Here is a 16,625-nt window from a genome sequence, read left to right as displayed (position 1 = left end):
GGGATCAGTCCTCGGGCCCGCGCGGCGCGGGGTTGCGGGTGATGAACATGGCATCGCCGTAGCTGAAGAAGCGGTACTCGTGCTCCACCGCCGCGGCATAGGCGGCCATGGTCTGCGGGTAGCCGGCGAAGGCCGAGACCAGCATCAGCAGGGTCGACTCGGGCAGGTGGAAGTTGGTCACCAGGGCATCGACCACATGGAAGGGTCGGCCCGGGTAGAGGAAGATGTCGGTGTCGCCGCTGAAGGGCTTGAGCTGGCCGCCGCGGGCCGCGCTCTCCAGCGAACGCACGCTGGTGGTGCCGACGGCGATCACCCGGCCGCCACGGGCACGGCAGGCGGCCACGGCATCGACCACGTCCTGGCCGACCTCCAGCCACTCGCTGTGCATGTGGTGGTCTTCGATTTTCTCCACGCGCACCGGCTGGAAGGTGCCGGCGCCCACGTGCAGGGTGACGAAGGCGGTGTCCACGCCCTTCTCGCGGATAGCCGCCAGCAGCCCTTCATCGAAGTGCAGTCCGGCGGTGGGCGCAGCCACGGCGCCGGCGCGCTCGGCGTAGACGGTCTGGTAACGCTCGCGGTCGGCGTCCTCGTCGGGGCGGTCTATATAGGGCGGCAGCGGCATGTGCCCCACCCGCTCCAGCAACGGCAGCACGTCCTCGGCGAAGCCCAGCTCGAACAGCGCGTCGTGCCGCTGCAGCATCTGCGCCTCGGCGCCACCGTCGATGAGGATCTTCGAACCCGGCTTGGGCGACTTGCTCGAGCGCACGTGGGCCAGCACGCGGCGGCTGTCCAGCACGCGCTCGACGAGGATCTCCAGCTTGCCGCCGGACGCCTTCTGGCCGAACAGCCGCGCCGGAATCACCCGGGTGTTGTTGAACACCATCAGGTCGCCCGGCCGCAGGTATTCCAGCAGGTCGGTGAAATGACGGTGACTGAGCGCGCCCGTCGGTCCGTCCAGCACCAGCAGGCGGCTGGCGCGACGTTCGGCGAGCGGATGGCGGGCGATCAGGGCCTCGGGCAGATCGAAATGGAAGTCGGCGACGCGCATGGGGGTATATCTCGAAGGGCCGGCTATATTACTGGAATTGCACTGGCATAGCCACGCAAGTGGATTGACCGGTACCGAGGGCCTCCCTATACTGCCGCGCCATTGCCTCGGTGGCGGAATGGTAGACGCGGCGGATTCAAAATCCGTTTCTGGCGACAGAGTGAGAGTTCGAGTCTCTCCCGGGGCACCACATAAAGCCTGTAAGATGTTGATCTTGCAGGCTTTTTTGTTTTTTGTGGCGTAAATTTGGCGTAATGCCTAGCGACACGCATCCACCGCGGCACGCAGCTGCGCCTCGTATCCGAGGTGCTGCTGCCTATCAGCCAGCAGCGCCCGGACCTTGGTCTGCAGGCTGTCCCCCTTCTGCAGGCTCGCCGTGGCCCAGGTCGGCTCCTGTACCGCCGGCGCTCGGCAGGGCACCGCCACCGGCACCTCTACGCGCACCGTGCGCGGCTCAGGCTCGACCTGGCCGGCGCATCCCGCCAGCGCAACCAGAACAGCAATCACCCCGCTCCTACGGCAGAGGCCGCGCCACGCAAGGGGCTGCGGCGCCGCCGCACCTATTTCGCTCCTACGGCTCATAGGCCCAGTTCCTTGTCGATGATGTCGGCCGCCACCTGCGCCGGATCGCCCTCGGCGCGCTCCAACTGCAGCCGCTGGGCGGCGGCGAAGTGCTGGCCGGCCTGCTGCTGAGCATCGGCAACCGCCTGGGCAGCCTTCGCCTGGCGCTGCTCGGCCTGATCAGCCAGGCCGGCGATGGCCGCGTTCTGCTGGCCCACCAGTGCCTCGAGGTTGCCCCGGGCGGCGCGGCAGCTGGCCAGGTCCTGGGCGGCCTGGTCGAGCTGGGGCCGGTAGTGCTCGGCTGCCAGCCACACACCCAGGCCGGCGCCGACGGCGACCAGCAGCAGCGCAGCCAGCACCAGGCCGGCCGCCTTCCACGGGAAGTTCTGCATGGTTCGCTCCTACGGGACGTCGCGGAAGAACACGTGCCGGCCGATGGTGGCCGTGCGCTTCGCCTTCGCCGCCCAGGCTGGCGGCTTGGCCATGGTGGTGGCGTAGTAGTGGGTGGCCCCGCCGGTCGGATCCGGCTGGCTGCCACTGATCACCGCCAGCGCAGCTTCGCGCGCGCGGAGGTACTCACCCGCCGGGATCTGCTTCGCCCCCGACAGGTACTGATAGTTCGGATCGTTCTTGTTCCAGCAGCTGAACTGCCAGGGCGCCTGGCAGACGCTTACGATGTCCCGCCCCCACCAGCCGGGCTTCGCCGCGCGGTTACGGATCGTCCAGCCCACGGCGACCATGCCGGCCGCCCCCTCGCCGCGCGCCTCGCCCCACAGCGTCCGCGCCAGCACATCCACATCACGGTCTTGGCCCATGGTTTCCTCCGGGCATGAAAAAGCCCGCCAGGTGGCGGGCTTGGGTTGAAAGCCTGGAGCCGGTTGGCTCAGACCTCGAAGTCGTACTGCGGCAGATCCGGGGCCGGGCCGGTGACCTGGCCGTCAACCAGAAATGCGTTCTGGCCGGCAGCCACCGAGGTGCCGCGGGCGAGCACCCGGGTGCCGGTTCGCAGTTCCACCACGCTGGTGCCGGCCATGGCGTCGACGCTGATCACCTCGCCCACTGTGCGGGAGCCGCCCGGCAGCAGGCCGATGAATTTCTTCCAGGGATTCACCGTGGCCATCAGCTGCTGCTCCCGTAGTGGCGCTCGATCCGAAGCGTCTGCCAGACGCGCGAGGCGCCCACGCCTTCGGCGGTGATGTCGACGCCCAGGCACAGGCCGCGCCATGTGACGTCCGGGTCACGGAACTCCACGATCATCCCCGGCTGCACCAGGCCCGGGGTGTTGTCGCCATCCGCGAACAGGGGGATACGCCGTGTCTCGATGGCCTGGCTGCCGCCTTTCGACAGTTCGCAGATGCCGCGGGCACGGGCCACGTCGGTGCCGGTCATCCACTCCTCCATCACATCCGGCGCAGCATCGTCGCCGGCCGTGCCGCTGCGACGAATCTGTACGCCCACCCCGTAGCTGGTGCCTCTGACGTAGACGAAATTCCACTCCGGCTGTGGCGACCATTCGCTGCCCCACTCGGCGACGATCTCCGCCGGCACGATGCAGTCAGGAATCGCGCTGCCCCAGTACCAGGTCGCCTCCCGATACCGCGGCAGGATCGTGAAGGCATCGTCGGCCAGCGCCGGGCGCACGATGCCGCCGGCGACCTCAGCCAGGCGGTGGATGACCTCCATGGCGGTCATCTCGCTGTAGCTGAACGCGCCGGCCGGCAGCGTCCAGTCCGGCGGCCCCATCGACACCGTGTCCCAGCTCGCCGCGAAGCCGGTGAACTCCAGCTGGTCGTCGACGATGTTGCGGGCGTTGATGGGGCTGGTGTTCATGCCGCTGCGCTTCGGCGCGTAGGGCGCGGCGAGGAGCTGGGTGCGGCTGCTGCCGCTGATCGTGTAGCGCTCCTCCGGGAACTTGCCGGTGCCGCTATAGCGCTCGACCAGGAAGTGCCAGGTCCAGCCGTTGACCACCAGCTCGACCGTCTTCGGCCCGTCGGCATCCTGCAGCACCAGGTTGAGCGAGGTGCGGCCGAACAGGTCGGCGCTGAACGTCCAGGCGAACGAGTCGATGTCCAGGCCGATGCGGATGTTGCTGGCGTCCAGCGGCGTGCCGCCGGCCAGTTCCACCAGGGTGACCGTGTTGGCGATCATGTAGGTCTCCAGGATGGTCGGCTCCTCGGGCGGGTCGATGACGACCACGGGTCCGGGGTAGTCCGGGTATACGATGCCCGTCGGGCGCGGATCGGTCGGCGTGCCCCAGCCCCAGGGCATGGTCCGCATCTGGTCGATGATGCGCGCCGGGGTGAAGCGCACCACCGCGCCGCTGTCCACCGGCTGGATGGCATGCGGCTGCGGGCTGTAGCGGAAGTCGAAGAACACGATTGCCGACGTGCTGGGCACGTAGCGTTCCCCACCGAAGCTGAAGTCCACCAGGCCCGGCGTGGGCACGTAGAGGCTGGCGGCGCGCTCGGCCGCGGCGTCGAAGCGCTGGCCGAACTCATCACAGCGGAACCACGCCTGCCCGCTGGATATGTCCTTGCGCGCAGGCCTGGGGTTGTAGAGCAGGCGCAGGCGGGTGTCCTGGGGCTTGATCGAACGATCCCAGCCCAGGCGCTGCGCCAGGTCCTTCTGCGCCACGGTGTCCCAGCGGCTGGCGGCATCCGCCTCCAGCGCCCCACCCTCCCCCCAGCGCCCGCCGTGGCCCTGGTCGGCCTGCGCCACCGTGTTCCATCGCCCCGCCAGGTCGGCGTTCCGCGTCTCGCCTTCCCCCAGGGCGCCGAGGTGGCCACCTCCCTGGCGGCGACCGTCCCCCACGCCGAATGGCGCGCAGGATCGAGCTGGCGGCGGGCCTTGCTCCAGCCCGCCACCGCGTCATGCGTCAGCATCAGGTCAACTCCACAGGAATGGGACCGCGCCCTTGCGGTGGGTAGTAGCGGTGCACTTCGGCGCGGGCCGTGCCCAGCGGTTGCGGCCCCTGCAGACTGTCATCCCACCAGGCCGGCTCTACGGCGGGCAGTTGCCCGGCCTGGGTGACCTGGTAGATCCAGCCCATGAACACCGTGGGCCGGATCAGGTCGCCCTCGGCCACGTTGAGGGACGGCTGGAACGCCTCCCCCCAACTGTCCGGGCTCAGCGTGTAGATTCGCCCGCTACCAGTAACCCGAAGCGACAATATGGCTTCACCGGCCTCGGTCTTGCCATAACCGGCCACCCGCCACTCGCCGTTTAGCGGGCGCTCCAATGCTACGACCTCCCGGTCGGCCGGCGCGCCATCTACTCGAACCCTAGCCTCCAACTGCGCAGGAATCCCACCCGACGAATCACCACTGGTGATGTCCACCAGCAGCTCCACGTCGGCACCGATCTCCAGGTAGGCGGCCCTGGCCAGGCGAGGCGCTGCACTGTCTACGGCCAACATCAGACATTGGCCATCTATCGCCGAAGCCAGGAACCGCTGGGGCAAAGTCGACTCAGTATCCGATGCCTGGAAAATCGCGAGCAGTGTCATGTCATCAGCGTTGCTGAACAGCTTGGCCTTCTTGTAGCTCAGGGTTCCCTCGCCATCCCGCAGAAAGCGCATGCTGACGATCCTCGGCGGCATGCTGGCAGCCGCCCCTTGTACCTGGCGAGCCTGTTGAATCGTAGCCATCACCAATAGTCCGCATGGTCTGTAAGGAAGCAGCGGCAACGCGCAGGAAGGCCACCGGCTACCGGGCACAAGGTTATGCCGTCGATGGTCATCGGCTTGCCGCGACTGTCACCACTGACGGGCAAACCAAGCAACGCCTCCGCCGAACTATCGTTCATCCGCAAATGCCTGGGGCTGACCACCACGCCCCGCAAGCTGCCGACTGAGACCGCTGAGCCGGAAACCCGGTCGCCATAGAGCAGCGGATACGGAAGCAAGTCCAACCCACCAACAGGGTCAGTCATCGCCAGCGTTGCCTGTACAGTCGAGACACCGCCCGAAGTCAGCTCCAGGCCCGCTCCAGAAATTACCAATCCGGTGACTGGATCACGTAGTACGGTGTAGCCGTCACCGTCGTATGAGGGCGACGAAGGCGAGCCAGTCAGTGTCCCGCCAAAGGCAACAAAGGTTCCGTTGCTGGTCTCGCCCGCATACAACCAGGCCGCCCGGAGGGTGGCATACCCCGTAGACGTTGCGTCCTGCGCCCCACCCCCCATGTACATGCAGAAGGAGCGCTCATCAGCGACAACCGTCCAAACCGCCGTGGAAAGGTTCTGCTGGAAACCATAGAGCGGGAGTAAATGCGGCGTTGCCGACGGTGCCCCTGGCCGGAGCGGAGGTTGTCCCCACTCGGAATCGACTTGGTCAGGTCGCCAGTAATCGTCTCCAGCAGCGTGACCTTAATGACCATGTACGTAGAACTGTCGTAGTCCGAAATGTTGATGATCCCGGTGCCCGGCCCGTTGCGCAGGCTGAATCCGCCGGTGGCATCATGCACCAACGTCCACCCCGCCCCCGGCTTGTCCTGATAACCATTGACCAGGCAGGCCAACAAGATCGTCCTGAGCTTGTTGGCAACAGTACCGGTCAGGGTTCGGCTCGGGCTGCCTGTGTCTTGCCAGTGGTAGATTCGTGCCATTAGTCAGCATCCCCTCGAATCTGCAGACGGAACTCATCGTCCTCAACCGTGCCCTGCCCGCTCAGCACCGTGCGCGCCAGCCAGACAGGGCCCAATGCCGAATCGGTGTTGAAGCGCACCGCGTTGGAAGCCGCCCAGCCCGCCCCCCAGCCATCCTTGCGGATTGTGAAATACGGGGTTCCCGTCTCCGCATTGATCGGTGAGCAGTCAGATGCCACGCTCCCGGAGCTGATGACACCCAGTTTCTCTTCCACCACGTTGAAGGTGGTTGCCGAGGTGAACACCAGCGCCCACTTCCCGTCGATGGCGCCCATGTTGGTGATCACCGGCGGGTAGCTCAGCAGGTTGTAGTTCGCCGTGGTGGTCTCGCCGACGGGCGCGTCCGTCCAGTTCGGCGCCCCGGTGTTCCAGGCCTTCTGGGTGAACCAGTGGTGATAGCGCGCCTGCAGGTCGCCCCAGCTGAGCGCGCTGCTCACCGTCGCCTCGTTCGCCGGCATGTCCCAGGGCACCGGCGAGGCCAGGCCGATCTCGCCGCTGATCTGCACCTCGGTGCACAGCGTCATGTGCTCGACGCGGTCGTGCACCACCAGCGGCAGCGTCAGCGGGTTGCCGGCCTCGTCCTGCAGGACCAGCGGGTTGGCCCACGTCACCGTTCCCGCCGCGCGGTTCGCCGTGAAGCTGGCGGCGCGCAGGGCGGTGCCGTTGGCGTCGAACACCTCGATCTCGGCCTGCTGCTGCCGCGTGAGTGCCAGGGTGCCACCGGCCACAGGCGAGGCGACTACGGTCTCCGCGACGTGGCGGATCACCAGCACGTCGGCCTCGCGGAACTGCGGCACCCGGCCATCTGCCGGCAGACGCACCGGATCGAGGCCGATCAGGTTGGCGTCCAGCGGCAGGGTGGAATACACCACCGCGTTGTAGCGCAGCAGGATCGGGATCACCGGGATGTCGCTGGCCCCGGTCTGGTCGTCCAGGTTGCTGGTGAACCGCAGCCTGACGATGCCCGTCGCGATGTCCACCGTGCCCTTGATCACCGCCCCGCTCAGCACGCCGTTGGCGTCGGCCGTGGCCGTCACCACCTGGGCGGTGTCGACGCGCACCGCAGTGACCTGCAGGCTCGCCGGCCGCAGCGGCGCCCCTGGCGTGCGGAACGTCATGGCGTTGACCGCGAACCCGGAGTTCGTGGTCAGGCACGCCAGCAGCGTGACGGCCGCCGCAGCGCCGGCCGGGTAGGTGCTGAGCGTGGCCGCGCGGCCGGCATAGTCCACCGAGCCGACCGCCACCCCGGCGTTCGTGGTGCTGCTGACGTTCTTGTAGAGCACGCCGGAGCGGTCCACATAGGTCTCACCGGCATACGTGAACACCAGCGAGCCCGGCAGGATCGTCTCGGCAACGCCCGGCAGCAGGTCCAGGGTGACCGGGACCACGGCCTGGGTGTCGGTCTGGTCGCCGTAGCTCTGGCCGTTCGACTGCGCGCGGATGGTCAGCGTGCCGCCGAAGGCCTCCATCTCGCTGCGGTCGGTGCTGACCAGTTCGATGGTGTCCGGGTTGAACCCGTGCTTCTCCGTCGCGTAGGTGAATTCCTTGTAGGTGTAGGTCCGCGCCACCTGCAGCGAGCAGGCGCCGGTCGAGTAGTTGATGCTCCCGGCCCGGCCACCGCTCCAGCCGCCGGCGGTGTTGTCGCTGACGGCGTTGTTGACCAGCACTTCGGACTCGTACACCGGCAGGCTGTTGCCGCTCTCCAGCACGCCGTGGTCGATAGCCGGCACGGCCTGCCGCTGCTTGGTGATCCAACTGATCTGCACCGAACCCGGCTTCAGCGGCGCGCCCGGGATGGTGAACGTGGTCATGCCGGTGCCGTCCGAGGTCACCGCCAGCGGGGTGTCGGTGAAGGCACCTTGCTGGTAGGTGTGGGTGATCGCCGTCCCGGCGTCCGGGGTGGCGGTCAACTCCATCGACACGGTGCCGGCGGCGTAGTTGATGACGCCGCTACCGCCGGTGCCGGATAGGGTGCCGTTGCCGGCGTCGGTGATGGTCTTGTTCACCCCGCCGACCTTGAAGGTGGCAACGTAGGAGCCCGGCAGCAGCCCCTGGTGGGGCAGCGTGCGGTTGACCTTCGCCTTGGCCTGGATGCTCACGCCGGTGCGCTGGGTGAACGCGGCGCTGTTCTGCCCCACGTATGCCCAGATCACCGAACTACCGACATCCGGCAGGGCGTTCAGTGTCAGCGAAACCGAGCCCGTGCCGAACTGGATGGTCCCGGTGCCCTCCCCGGCCAGCTCGCCGTTGCCCTGGTCGCGCAAGGTCTGCCACTTGCCCAAGGCCATGTAGGAGATCTCGAGCGTGCCCGGCATGGGTGGCGCGTCGGACAGGCTCAGCGTGTACACGTAGCCACGGTTCGACAGGTCGACCGGGATCTCGCCGGTGACGGTCTCGCCGGTCGCCGCGGCGCCGGGCTGGTGGCTGGCGGTGGCCGCGCCGGTATAGCCGGCCCCGGTGCGCACCAGGTTGATTTCGCCGGTCTCGTAGTCGATGGTGCCGCTTGTAATCCAGTTGCTGCCCGACACGAAGCGGATGCCACCTTTGCTGTCGTCGGCGAAGGTGCCGCCGTTGACGGACAAGCTCAGGGTGCTCGGGGCGCAGCCGGTGCCGAGGAAGGTCCGCGACTGGCCGCCGCTGACCAGGGCGAACGTCAGGTTGACCGAGCGCGCCGGACCGGTGGCAAGCACGATGCGACGCTGGTAGCCGGCCAGTTGGTCGATCAGCGCGTTCTCGCGGGTGCTCGACGGCACCAGCTGGGCGTAGACGGATTTCACCCGCACGCTCAGGGCGCCCTGGGCGATGCCCTGGGCCAGCGGGCTGATGCCGTAGTAGTGCGCGGCGTCGGCGACCTGGGTGGTCAGGATCTGGCTCTTGGTGCCACTGGAGCCGGAAGGCATCGCGGTGCCGGCCGGCGTCGGCTGGCCGCCCGGGAACGTGCTCAGCAGCGGCGAGCTGATCGACAGGTCGAGGCGGCGCCGGGTGAAGTTGACGAAGTTGCCGTTGCCATAGTCGTACGTGAAGCTCTCCAGACGGGCGTCCACGCTGGTGATCCGCACGTACTGCGACAGGGCGCCGTTCACCAGTTGGTAAACCTCGCCGATCTCCGGCAGGCGCTGCTCTTCTCGCTGGATGCAGGCGATAGCGCGCTGGCCCTGCAACTGGTTGCCCAACAGATCGAACGGCGCGATCACCGCCGGCACGACGTAGGACTCGATGGCGTTGCGGGCGTCGGCGCGCTCGTCGGTCTGGGTGCCGCCGAACAGCAGCACCGACACGCGCGGATCGGCCGGGGCCTGGGTGAGGATGGCGTGGGCGCCCAGGTAGCTGTCGCTGTTGGTCGACTGGACGCCCGCGAAGGCCTTGCGCAGGTTGATGCGGCCGATGGTGCGGTCCAGGCGCGAGATGTCCGGGAACAAGTTGTTCACTTCGGCATCCACCACGGCCTGCCCGGTGGCTCGGCCGCCGCCGTCCGACTCGTCGGTCAGGCGCTGGGACTTGAGCAGCTTGATGTCGCTTTTGCTGATGGCCATGTGTGCTCCAGCCAGAAACGAAAAACCCGCCGAAGCGGGTTTGGGAAAGGGGGAAGAGAGAGGGATCAGGCGACGGGGAAGTCCCAGCGGATCAGCTGCGGCCGACCGCCGCCCTCGCTGGCCTGGGCAAGCCGGGAATCGGCACGGCTGCCTCCGCGGGCGGGCTCGCCCTGACAGCGCGCCAGGGCCTGGGCGATGGTTTCGGGGGAGTCCGGGCTGACCTGGAGGGCCAGTTCGGCCTCGGTCAGCGGCACGGCATCGTCGACCAACCAGCGGCCGGCGGGCTCGTGCTGCTCCATGATGGCGACAGCGCCCAGCGGCGAACGAGCGGCCACGATGCTGCCGCCCATCCAGTAGGCAATCAGTTGCATGGTGTTCTCCGGGTCAGGGTGTTTCGGGGGCGGGGGGCCACTGTGATCAAGCGCAGGGTGATTTCGTAGTCCTCGGCTGGCCCCGGGTTCACCGTGCGGTGCACCTGGGAGGCTTCCAGGGGCGCCTGGCCGTTGGCCCGGTTCCACGTCACCGAGAACTCCCGGCCGTCCGGCAGCACCAGGTCCATGACCTTCAGCCGCTGGTCGCGCAGGGCCTCCAGCTGCCGCACGACCGACAACGGCGTCCAGGCGCCGCCGTTGGCCTGCAGGGTGATGGGCCGACCGTGCAGCTTGATGCCCTCCTGCACCAGGAGGGCGCCGGTGATGGAGCGCTCCTGCTCCTGCGCCACCGAGTCCCAGGTGAACTCATCGGTCCATTCGAGCTGGTCATCCAGTTCGATGCTGTCGAGCATCATCAGCTAGTCCTCAAGGCAGCCTTGCCGAGCACGTCGAGCAGTTGGCTACCGTCATCGGTGACGCCGACATCTACGCTCCGCCCCTGGACCTCGAGGCGGATGGTCTTCATCGGCTGGGAAGGTGCTGCAGTTGCAGGAGCCGCCGCGGCCGGCGCGGGAGCCTGTGCCTGCGCAGCGTTCTGGGCGTCGACGCGCGCCTGCTGGTCCGCCAGTTGGCGCTTGGCGTCGGTCTCGGCCTGGATCTGCTGGAGCGTGGCCAAGGCCTGCATCAGGTTCTGCACGGCGTTGAGGTCGCCGGCCTTCTGTGCGTCGGCCAACTGCGTCGTCAGGTCCTGCTTGCGGCTGTTGAACCTGCTACGGTCCACCGCATCCTGCTCGCCGCGCAGGCCCGCCAGCTCTTCCCGCAGGCTCGCCAGGGTGTCGCGCGAGCCCTCGGACAGCTGCTGCATCCGCTGTTTGGCCGAGTCAATGCTGCTCTCCAACTGCCGCAAGTCGGAGTCGCCCAACAGGTTCATGCCATTGCGCGCGGCCTTGGCCTGCTCCAGGAACTGACGCAAGGTGATCTCGCCCGTCTCGTAGCCATCGAGCAGGCTTAGCAGTTGCCGCTTCTGCTCCAGGTACGACACCGCCACGCTGTCGCTGTCGGCCTTCATCGACAGGGCCCACTTCCCGAGGCTGGAAACGCCAGGCATCGAGGCAGCGGCCTCGACCTTGCCCATCTCCTCGCGCACGCGCTGTAGCGACTCGGTGGTGCTCTCCAGCGAACTGGTGTCGATCTGTGGGGCCGCGCTGGAGAGGCCGCGCAGTTGGTCGAAGGCCGCCAGCGCCTCGGCGCTGAGCTGGGCCAGCGGCGCGCGGGTGGAACTGATCACGCCGGAGAAGAAATTCGCGAAGTCGGACATGTCCTCCTTCACGAACCCCACCGACTTGCGTTCCTCCTCCATGGCGTCGCCGATGGCCTTGCGCTGCGCCTCCAGGGAGTCGGTGGCCTTGTCCGTCGACTCAGCGAAGGCATCCATGCCCTGGGCGCCAGTGGTGCCGGCAGCCTTCATCTCGGCGATCTTCTCGCTGAGCTCCTTCTGCGAGCGGTTGAACTCGTCCGCCTTGATCTTGCCGTCGTTGTACAGCTTATTCAGCGCGGTGCGGATGTTCGAGATATCCGCCGAGGTCCTGGCATTGGCGATGGCGTTCTGTACATCCTTTAGCGACTCCAGGCCTGTGCTCAGGTCAGAGACACCCAGGGCCGCACCGCCTGCTGCCTTCTGCAGTTCCTTCAGCTTGGCGTTCAGTACGCCGGCACCGTTGGCATATTCCTGCTGGCTGAGATTGCCGGCCTGGTAGGCCTTGCGCATTTCCTCCTGCAGCTTGGTCAGTTGGCCCACCGAAGTGGCCGTGCTGATCTGGTCCAGCGCGTTCTGCAGGCCGGTGACGGCCTGAACCGCCTGAGCGCTGGCGTCCTGCGCGCCGGTCTTCAGGTTCTCGAAGTGCTCGGTAATGACCTGGCTCTGCTCGCCGGCCGCGCTCGCCGTGTCCTTGGTGCTGGTGTCCCAGGCTGCCGCAATGTCCTTGGCATCTTGCTCGATCTGCGCTTTGAAGGTCGCACTCAGGCCGGTAAGTATGTTTTGCACGCCGGCCACCGAGGCACGGATTTTCTCGCCTCCCAGGGCATCAGGAATCTTCGCCGCGATCTTCTCAATACCGGAGACCATCAGGCCCATCGTGCTGGCCCAGGTAAGCCCCAGCGTACTCAGGCCCGAGGTGATGCCGTTGAACAACGTGCGGAAGGGCGCGATAAACAACTGCACCCGGGTGGCCATCTCGTCGATTTCCGACCGGAACCCGCTGAGCCAGGTTGAGGTGTTGTCGACCAGCGCCTTGAAGTCCACCTCCCCCAGGCGCTTGATGAAGTCGCCAACCCACTCGGCGCCCTGCACGAAGGCGTCCGACAGGCCCTTGGCCAGTTTGTCCAGGCGCCCGTCAGCATCCATCTGCGCGATGGTGTCGGCCAGGGCCTGCAGCTTGCCCTTGACGTAGTCCAGCGCCCCCGCGTTGGCGATGCGGTTGAGGAAGTTGGTGGCGGTGTCCTGCAGGTTGCTGATCAACCCGCTCAGGCGGCTCATGTTCGCCGCGGCAGCACCGCCCGAGGTGCGGCCCATTTCGTCGATCAGGGCCTTGATCACGTCGCGGCCGAGCTTGCCCTTGCTCGCCAGCTCCTGCAATTGCTCGACGTTCTTCCCGGTGACGTTGGACAGCATGTCCCACACCGGCACGCCGCGCTCGACGAGCTGCAGGATTTCCTCGGTCTGCAGCTTCTGCTTGGCCCAGGCCTGGCCAACCGCCGTAGCGATCCCCTCCAGGCGCTCCATGCCGCCGCCCAACTTCTCCGACTGGTCCTCCAGGGCCTTGAAGGTCCCATCCATCGGATCGATGCCGTAGGCCTTCAGCAGCGCGAAGGCATCGGTGACCTCCTGCAGTTGCAAGGGGGTGTCCTTGGCGAACTTGGTGATCCAGGCGGCAGCCTCCTGCCCTTTCTCCACCGAGCCCATCAGCGACGTCAGGCGAGTTTGCAGGCCTTCAAACTCATCGCCTGTCTTCAGCATCGAGACGATGCCATCACGTACCGCGCCGACGCCGCGCCCGATCAGGCCGAAGGCAGCATTGATCCCCACGAAGGCGGCCGCATACCCAACGGCCTGGCGCACGCCAGCGGACATCGCAGAGCGGAGCGCATCCACGCGCGAAACATGGTTGGCGGCCTCGCGAGCCGCTCGGGCCTGGTCTCGCTCCAGGTCACGCAGCTCCTTGGCGTTCTGGCTGATTGCCTCCTTGGTACGCGTGACCTCGGCCGCCAGGCGCCGCTCCTCGTCGGCCAGCTTGTCGGTGTCGATGCCGGCAGCCCGGGCGGCCTGTTGCTGGTCGGCCAGTTTGGCGTTGAGGGCGTCCAGGGTGCGCCGCAGGGTGGCTGCGTCCTTCTCGGCAGCCTTCAGCGCAACTTCCAGCCCCTTGTTGCCGGGCTCCTTGTTCAGTGCCTCTCGCAGGTCGTTGACATACTTCTCGGCACGATTCACCGAGGTCTCGGTGACACCTACCGCGCGCTGGGTGCTCGACAGAGCGTTAATCAGGCCGCGGGCGCTCTTGGCATTGTCGAGGGCCTCGCCGAGCTGGCTGGCCTTGGCGCGCAGCGCCTCCAGCGCCTCGGCGGACTGCTTGGCGGCGGGAGACATCTCGTCCTTGCCGCGCAGAACGAATTGAATCAGGCGTTGAACTGGATTGGCCATGGATATCCTCGGGTAAGAAAAAGCCCGCCAGATGGCGGGCTGATGTCATTCAAAATCGTGGAAACCCAGGCGCCGGCTGAGCCAGAGGAACAACGGGATAAACACGAACCGGCCGAGCAATAGCCAAACCACAAGAAAGCCGATATAGAAGGCCCACTCGGCAGTCCAGGCGGATACCGACGCAATGTAAGGGCCTACTCGCAAGCAGGAGCTAATGGTGAACAAGAGGAAGAAGAAGACGTGGAGAAAAGAATATCTGCGCATTTTGCTCAATGGCCCCGCATCTACGAATGACTATGCTCTGGCCTCTGAACTGCTAGATGAGCAGCTAGCCAAAGGGAAATATCTCCGCAACCGGGCACAACCGAACGACATCGCCAACCTTGTGTGGCAAGGAATAACCACTAAAGGTCGTCTCTTTGCGGATGAGCTGGAGGATGAAATCAGGCGTAGCACTTGGTGGCACCGCACTCTTGTGGCCAGCGGCGGCATCGGGCTTTGGCTGCTGGGGTACTGCACCGAGTCGATCCTCGATTACGGCAAAGCAATGCTCTTCGGCGGATGAGGCCATCCATGGCCAGGCCGCCTTAGGCCGCCAGGTCCATCTGCAGGAACTTCGAGATGTCGTCGGCGACAACGGTCGGATCGGCGAGCAGCTCGATGGGGCCGGTCAGCTTCAGGTAGTCCTGGCCCAGGATCGGCATCTCCTGCAGCAGGCCGAACTTGGCGCGGCGGATGCGCAACGCGTAGGGCTCGCCCGACTGAGCGTCGTTCAGGCCGGCGATGAAGATCTCGAACTCCTTCTCCGAGCTGTTGAGCATCTGCACGGCAGTGCTCTTGCGCGGGGTGTAGTCAACCAGCACGCCGGTCTCGTCGATGGTGGTGCCGGACAGCACCTGGATGCCGTGGGGCGTCAGCAGGTAGTCGGTGCCAGCCGCCAGGGGATCGCCGCCGGCGGTCTTGACGGTGATGGTCTTGGTCATGTCCGGCATGTACTTGAACGGGATCAGCTCGAAGGCCACGCCGGCGGAGGTGTGAGCCTCGCCGGTGATCGCCGCGGTGGGTGCCACGGTGATGGTGCCGCGAGTGATCGCCGCCACGTTCTCCGGGGTGATGTCGTAGAGGCCGATGGAGCCGGTCACGTCGGTGGGCCGGGTGCGCACGTTGCGGTTGCCGCCGCCGCCCATGTAGTTCGGCAGGGCCTTGCGGTCGGTGGCATAGCTGACGTTGAAGGCGTCGCAGTTGCCGAACGGCAGCAGGCCATCCTGCGAGCCGTACAGGCGGGCGAAGGGCTGGCCCTCGCCGATGAAGGAACGATCAATGGGCTGGAGCATGTAGGTCTCCTCGAGGGATTGGCCGGCGCTTACTTGGCGCCGCTGGTTTCAGTGGTCGGCGCCGGGGCGGGCGCAGCGGGCTGGGCGGCCTTCTCGGCCTTGGGCTTGGGCGCGAAGCCGTGGGCCCAGGCGTGTTCCGCGACGGCCTGGGAAACCTCGACGGGCTGGCTCGACTTCGGGTAGTGCGTCACGCCGGCCCCCGCGCGGTGGTTGAAGGCCTTGGTGATGGTGATCTCGGGCATGTGGCCCTCCAGAAATGAGAAGGCCGCCCGAAGGCGGCCTGATGGATGGGTTACAGCTGCTGCACGTAGGTGACGGTGATGGGGATCACCCGGAACGCCCATCGGCGCCCCCTATCGGGATACCGCGGCGCGGAGGTGGGGAACGCCACCTTGATCAGGCCGTCGACGGTGAACCCGGCCTTGATGCCCTTCAGCGCCCGCTTGATGTCCAGCCTGGCGGTGCGCAGCGGCTGGGCATGGTCACGAAGCCGGGTCATCGCCACGATGTTGATGGTCAGCTCCTCGCGCACCGTCGCCCCGGACCGGTCCAGCTCCGAGGTGTCGCCCTCCTGCAGGACGATCAGCTGGTCGGGCAGTTCCTCGTCCTCGGCGTCGATCAGGTCCAGCACGTTGTCCTCGCGGATCTCCGCGCCGAAGCCGGGAACGCCGGCGAGCAGCGTCTGCAGCTGGCCGATGATGTCGGCCTGCACGTTGGGTACGTCGCTCATCAGGGCACCACGTAGAAGGTGATGAGATGGCCGTCATCAGAATGGATATCGTCGATGTGCCATTCCTTGCCGCTGGCGTCGCGGAACCGCCCCTGACGATCCAGGGGCGCAAGCTGATGCTTCTGGACGGCAATTGTCCGGTATCGGTCGATGGCTCCGATCTCGCCGAGTCGCTCCACGCCATCGCTGACTATGACGGCCAGGCCGGAAGCTATGACGGCGCCCTGACGGTCCAGAAAGTCCATGGGACCGTCGTTGAAAGCCCGGATGGATAGGCGATCCAGGCGCTCACGCATGCTCGCCCAGCCCATGGGTTAGGTCGCTGCCGCCGGCGCGGAGACGCCGTTCAGGCGCACGCGACCGACCGCCGACGGGTTGGCCGCGGCCTCGGTGGCCGCGCCCACCAGCACCAGGCCGGTGGCCGAGGCGTTGCTCAGTCTGCCGCTGGTGGTGTTCATGTACACCAGGTCGCCGACCGCCCAGGCCTGTGCACTGGTCTTGGTCAGCTCGAAGACGCCGGTCAGCTTCAGTTCCACCGGATCGTCAGCGGCTTCGGTGGTGGCGGCCACGCCGATGAAGGCGCCGACCTTGTAGAGCTTGCCGGAGACGGTGCCGCCGGCCGGCGCCGGGACGGTGATGATGTCGCCGTTCTGGATGAAGGTCTTCATGTGGTCTCTCTCTCTCGAAGGTGCAGAAACACGAAGGGCGCCT

General features: G+C 66.8%; 17 protein-coding genes and 1 tRNA gene. 2 read left to right on the top strand and 16 right to left on the bottom strand.

Features of this window, described 5'->3' with window-relative positions; translation table 11 throughout:
* Positions 1 to 4: 4 nt before the first annotated feature.
* Entirely contained in the window at positions 5 to 1,048 is a 1,044-nt protein-coding gene (gene queA, locus PKO50_RS03510; RefSeq protein WP_275628835.1) for a tRNA preQ1(34) S-adenosylmethionine ribosyltransferase-isomerase QueA, read from the bottom strand.
* A 104-nt stretch (positions 1,049 to 1,152) separates the two neighbouring features.
* On the opposite strand from queA, the gene PKO50_RS03505 reads away from it, so the two are divergent.
* A tRNA-Leu gene (locus PKO50_RS03505) sits at positions 1,153 to 1,238 on the top strand.
* Positions 1,239 to 1,306: 68 nt separating this feature from the next.
* Here the strand turns inward: PKO50_RS03505 and PKO50_RS03500 are convergent.
* The 10 genes from PKO50_RS03500 to PKO50_RS03455 form a co-directional block, all read right to left on the bottom strand.
* Positions 1,307 to 1,555, bottom strand: a complete 249-nt coding sequence (locus tag PKO50_RS03500) for a hypothetical protein (RefSeq protein WP_275628834.1) — start codon at positions 1,553 to 1,555, stop codon at positions 1,307 to 1,309.
* 71 nt (positions 1,556 to 1,626) lie between these two features.
* A complete protein-coding gene (locus PKO50_RS03495) occupies positions 1,627 to 2,001 on the bottom strand; it encodes a hypothetical protein (protein ID WP_275628833.1) in 375 nt (124 codons plus the stop codon).
* A gap of 9 nt (positions 2,002 to 2,010) precedes the next feature.
* Positions 2,011 to 2,424 carry a cell wall hydrolase gene (locus PKO50_RS03490; RefSeq protein WP_058487174.1) on the bottom strand — a complete coding sequence of 138 codons (414 nt, stop codon included), beginning with the start codon at positions 2,422 to 2,424 and terminating at the stop codon, positions 2,011 to 2,013.
* 68 nt (positions 2,425 to 2,492) lie between these two features.
* On the bottom strand, positions 2,493 to 2,729 hold the full coding sequence (locus PKO50_RS03485) for a hypothetical protein (protein WP_058487173.1): 237 nt from the start codon (positions 2,727 to 2,729) through the stop codon (positions 2,493 to 2,495).
* Positions 2,729 to 4,420, bottom strand: coding sequence for a hypothetical protein (locus tag PKO50_RS03480; protein ID WP_275628832.1), 1,692 nt, complete (start codon positions 4,418 to 4,420; stop codon positions 2,729 to 2,731). Before PKO50_RS03480 ends, PKO50_RS03485 begins: the two co-directional genes overlap by 1 nt.
* Positions 4,421 to 4,490: 70 nt before the next feature.
* Positions 4,491 to 5,186: a hypothetical protein gene (locus PKO50_RS03475; RefSeq protein ID WP_275628831.1), complete on the bottom strand. Its 696-nt coding sequence runs from the start codon at positions 5,184 to 5,186 to the stop codon at positions 4,491 to 4,493.
* A gap of 1,026 nt (positions 5,187 to 6,212) precedes the next feature.
* Entirely contained in the window at positions 6,213 to 9,785 is a 3,573-nt protein-coding gene (locus tag PKO50_RS03470; RefSeq protein ID WP_275628830.1) for a hypothetical protein, read from the bottom strand.
* A gap of 65 nt (positions 9,786 to 9,850) precedes the next feature.
* A complete protein-coding gene (locus tag PKO50_RS03465; protein ID WP_275628829.1) occupies positions 9,851 to 10,156 on the bottom strand; it encodes a hypothetical protein in 306 nt (101 codons plus the stop codon).
* Positions 10,147 to 10,572, bottom strand: coding sequence for a hypothetical protein (locus tag PKO50_RS03460; protein WP_275628828.1), 426 nt, complete (start codon positions 10,570 to 10,572; stop codon positions 10,147 to 10,149). Before PKO50_RS03460 ends, PKO50_RS03465 begins: the two co-directional genes overlap by 10 nt.
* Positions 10,572 to 13,850, bottom strand: coding sequence for a tape measure protein (locus tag PKO50_RS03455; RefSeq protein ID WP_275628827.1), 3,279 nt, complete (start codon positions 13,848 to 13,850; stop codon positions 10,572 to 10,574). Before PKO50_RS03455 ends, PKO50_RS03460 begins: the two co-directional genes overlap by 1 nt.
* A gap of 217 nt (positions 13,851 to 14,067) precedes the next feature.
* On the opposite strand from PKO50_RS03455, the gene PKO50_RS03450 reads away from it, so the two are divergent.
* Entirely contained in the window at positions 14,068 to 14,415 is a 348-nt protein-coding gene (locus PKO50_RS03450; protein WP_275628826.1) for a hypothetical protein, read from the top strand.
* A 22-nt stretch (positions 14,416 to 14,437) separates the two neighbouring features.
* Here PKO50_RS03450 and PKO50_RS03445 read toward each other — a convergent pair whose 3' ends face one another.
* The 5 genes from PKO50_RS03445 to PKO50_RS03425 all read right to left on the bottom strand — a co-directional run bounded on the left by PKO50_RS03445 (position 14,438) and on the right by PKO50_RS03425 (position 16,582).
* A complete protein-coding gene (locus tag PKO50_RS03445; protein ID WP_275628825.1) occupies positions 14,438 to 15,184 on the bottom strand; it encodes a hypothetical protein in 747 nt (248 codons plus the stop codon).
* A gap of 29 nt (positions 15,185 to 15,213) precedes the next feature.
* Complete coding sequence (locus PKO50_RS03440) at positions 15,214 to 15,426, bottom strand: hypothetical protein (RefSeq protein WP_275628824.1); 213 nt, start codon at positions 15,424 to 15,426, stop codon at positions 15,214 to 15,216.
* A 50-nt stretch (positions 15,427 to 15,476) separates the two neighbouring features.
* Complete coding sequence (locus PKO50_RS03435; RefSeq protein ID WP_109934494.1) at positions 15,477 to 15,914, bottom strand: hypothetical protein; 438 nt, start codon at positions 15,912 to 15,914, stop codon at positions 15,477 to 15,479.
* On the bottom strand, positions 15,914 to 16,159 hold the full coding sequence (locus tag PKO50_RS03430; protein ID WP_275628823.1) for a hypothetical protein: 246 nt from the start codon (positions 16,157 to 16,159) through the stop codon (positions 15,914 to 15,916). Before PKO50_RS03430 ends, PKO50_RS03435 begins: the two co-directional genes overlap by 1 nt.
* A 69-nt stretch (positions 16,160 to 16,228) precedes the next feature.
* Positions 16,229 to 16,582, bottom strand: coding sequence for a DUF2190 family protein (locus PKO50_RS03425; protein WP_275628822.1), 354 nt, complete (start codon positions 16,580 to 16,582; stop codon positions 16,229 to 16,231).
* Between the last annotated feature and the right edge of the window lie 43 nt (positions 16,583 to 16,625).

The organism is Pseudomonas sp. 273, from assembly GCF_029201425.1.
GTDB classification, from domain to species: Bacteria; Pseudomonadota; Gammaproteobacteria; order Pseudomonadales; family Pseudomonadaceae; genus Pseudomonas; species Pseudomonas delhiensis.
The sequence above is the reverse complement of the archived record's forward strand: the minus strand, read 5'-3'. Positions and strand labels throughout refer to the sequence as shown.

What these genes read in the sequence shown, in the direction of transcription:
- PKO50_RS03470 (WP_275628830.1), bottom strand. Translation starts at nt 9,785, where the DNA reads ATGGCCATCAGCAAAAGCGACATCAAGCTGCTCAAGTCCCAGCGCCTG.
- PKO50_RS03475 (WP_275628831.1), bottom strand. Translation starts at nt 5,186, where the DNA reads ATGCGCTTTCTGCGGGATGGCGAGGGAACCCTGAGCTACAAGAAGGCC.
- PKO50_RS03485 (WP_058487173.1), bottom strand. Translation starts at nt 2,729, where the DNA reads ATGGCCACGGTGAATCCCTGGAAGAAATTCATCGGCCTGCTGCCGGGC.
- PKO50_RS03495 (WP_275628833.1), bottom strand. Translation starts at nt 2,001, where the DNA reads ATGCAGAACTTCCCGTGGAAGGCGGCCGGCCTGGTGCTGGCTGCGCTG.
- PKO50_RS03445 (WP_275628825.1), bottom strand. Translation starts at nt 15,184, where the DNA reads ATGCTCCAGCCCATTGATCGTTCCTTCATCGGCGAGGGCCAGCCCTTC.
- PKO50_RS03435 (WP_109934494.1), bottom strand. Translation starts at nt 15,914, where the DNA reads ATGAGCGACGTACCCAACGTGCAGGCCGACATCATCGGCCAGCTGCAG.
- PKO50_RS03465 (WP_275628829.1), bottom strand. Translation starts at nt 10,156, where the DNA reads ATGCAACTGATTGCCTACTGGATGGGCGGCAGCATCGTGGCCGCTCGT.
- PKO50_RS03425 (WP_275628822.1), bottom strand. Translation starts at nt 16,582, where the DNA reads ATGAAGACCTTCATCCAGAACGGCGACATCATCACCGTCCCGGCGCCG.
- PKO50_RS03460 (WP_275628828.1), bottom strand. Translation starts at nt 10,572, where the DNA reads ATGATGCTCGACAGCATCGAACTGGATGACCAGCTCGAATGGACCGAT.
- PKO50_RS03490 (WP_058487174.1), bottom strand. Translation starts at nt 2,424, where the DNA reads ATGGGCCAAGACCGTGATGTGGATGTGCTGGCGCGGACGCTGTGGGGC.
- PKO50_RS03455 (WP_275628827.1), bottom strand. Translation starts at nt 13,850, where the DNA reads ATGGCCAATCCAGTTCAACGCCTGATTCAATTCGTTCTGCGCGGCAAG.
- queA (WP_275628835.1), bottom strand. Translation starts at nt 1,048, where the DNA reads ATGCGCGTCGCCGACTTCCATTTCGATCTGCCCGAGGCCCTGATCGCC.
- PKO50_RS03430 (WP_275628823.1), bottom strand. Translation starts at nt 16,159, where the DNA reads ATGGACTTTCTGGACCGTCAGGGCGCCGTCATAGCTTCCGGCCTGGCC.
- PKO50_RS03440 (WP_275628824.1), bottom strand. Translation starts at nt 15,426, where the DNA reads ATGCCCGAGATCACCATCACCAAGGCCTTCAACCACCGCGCGGGGGCC.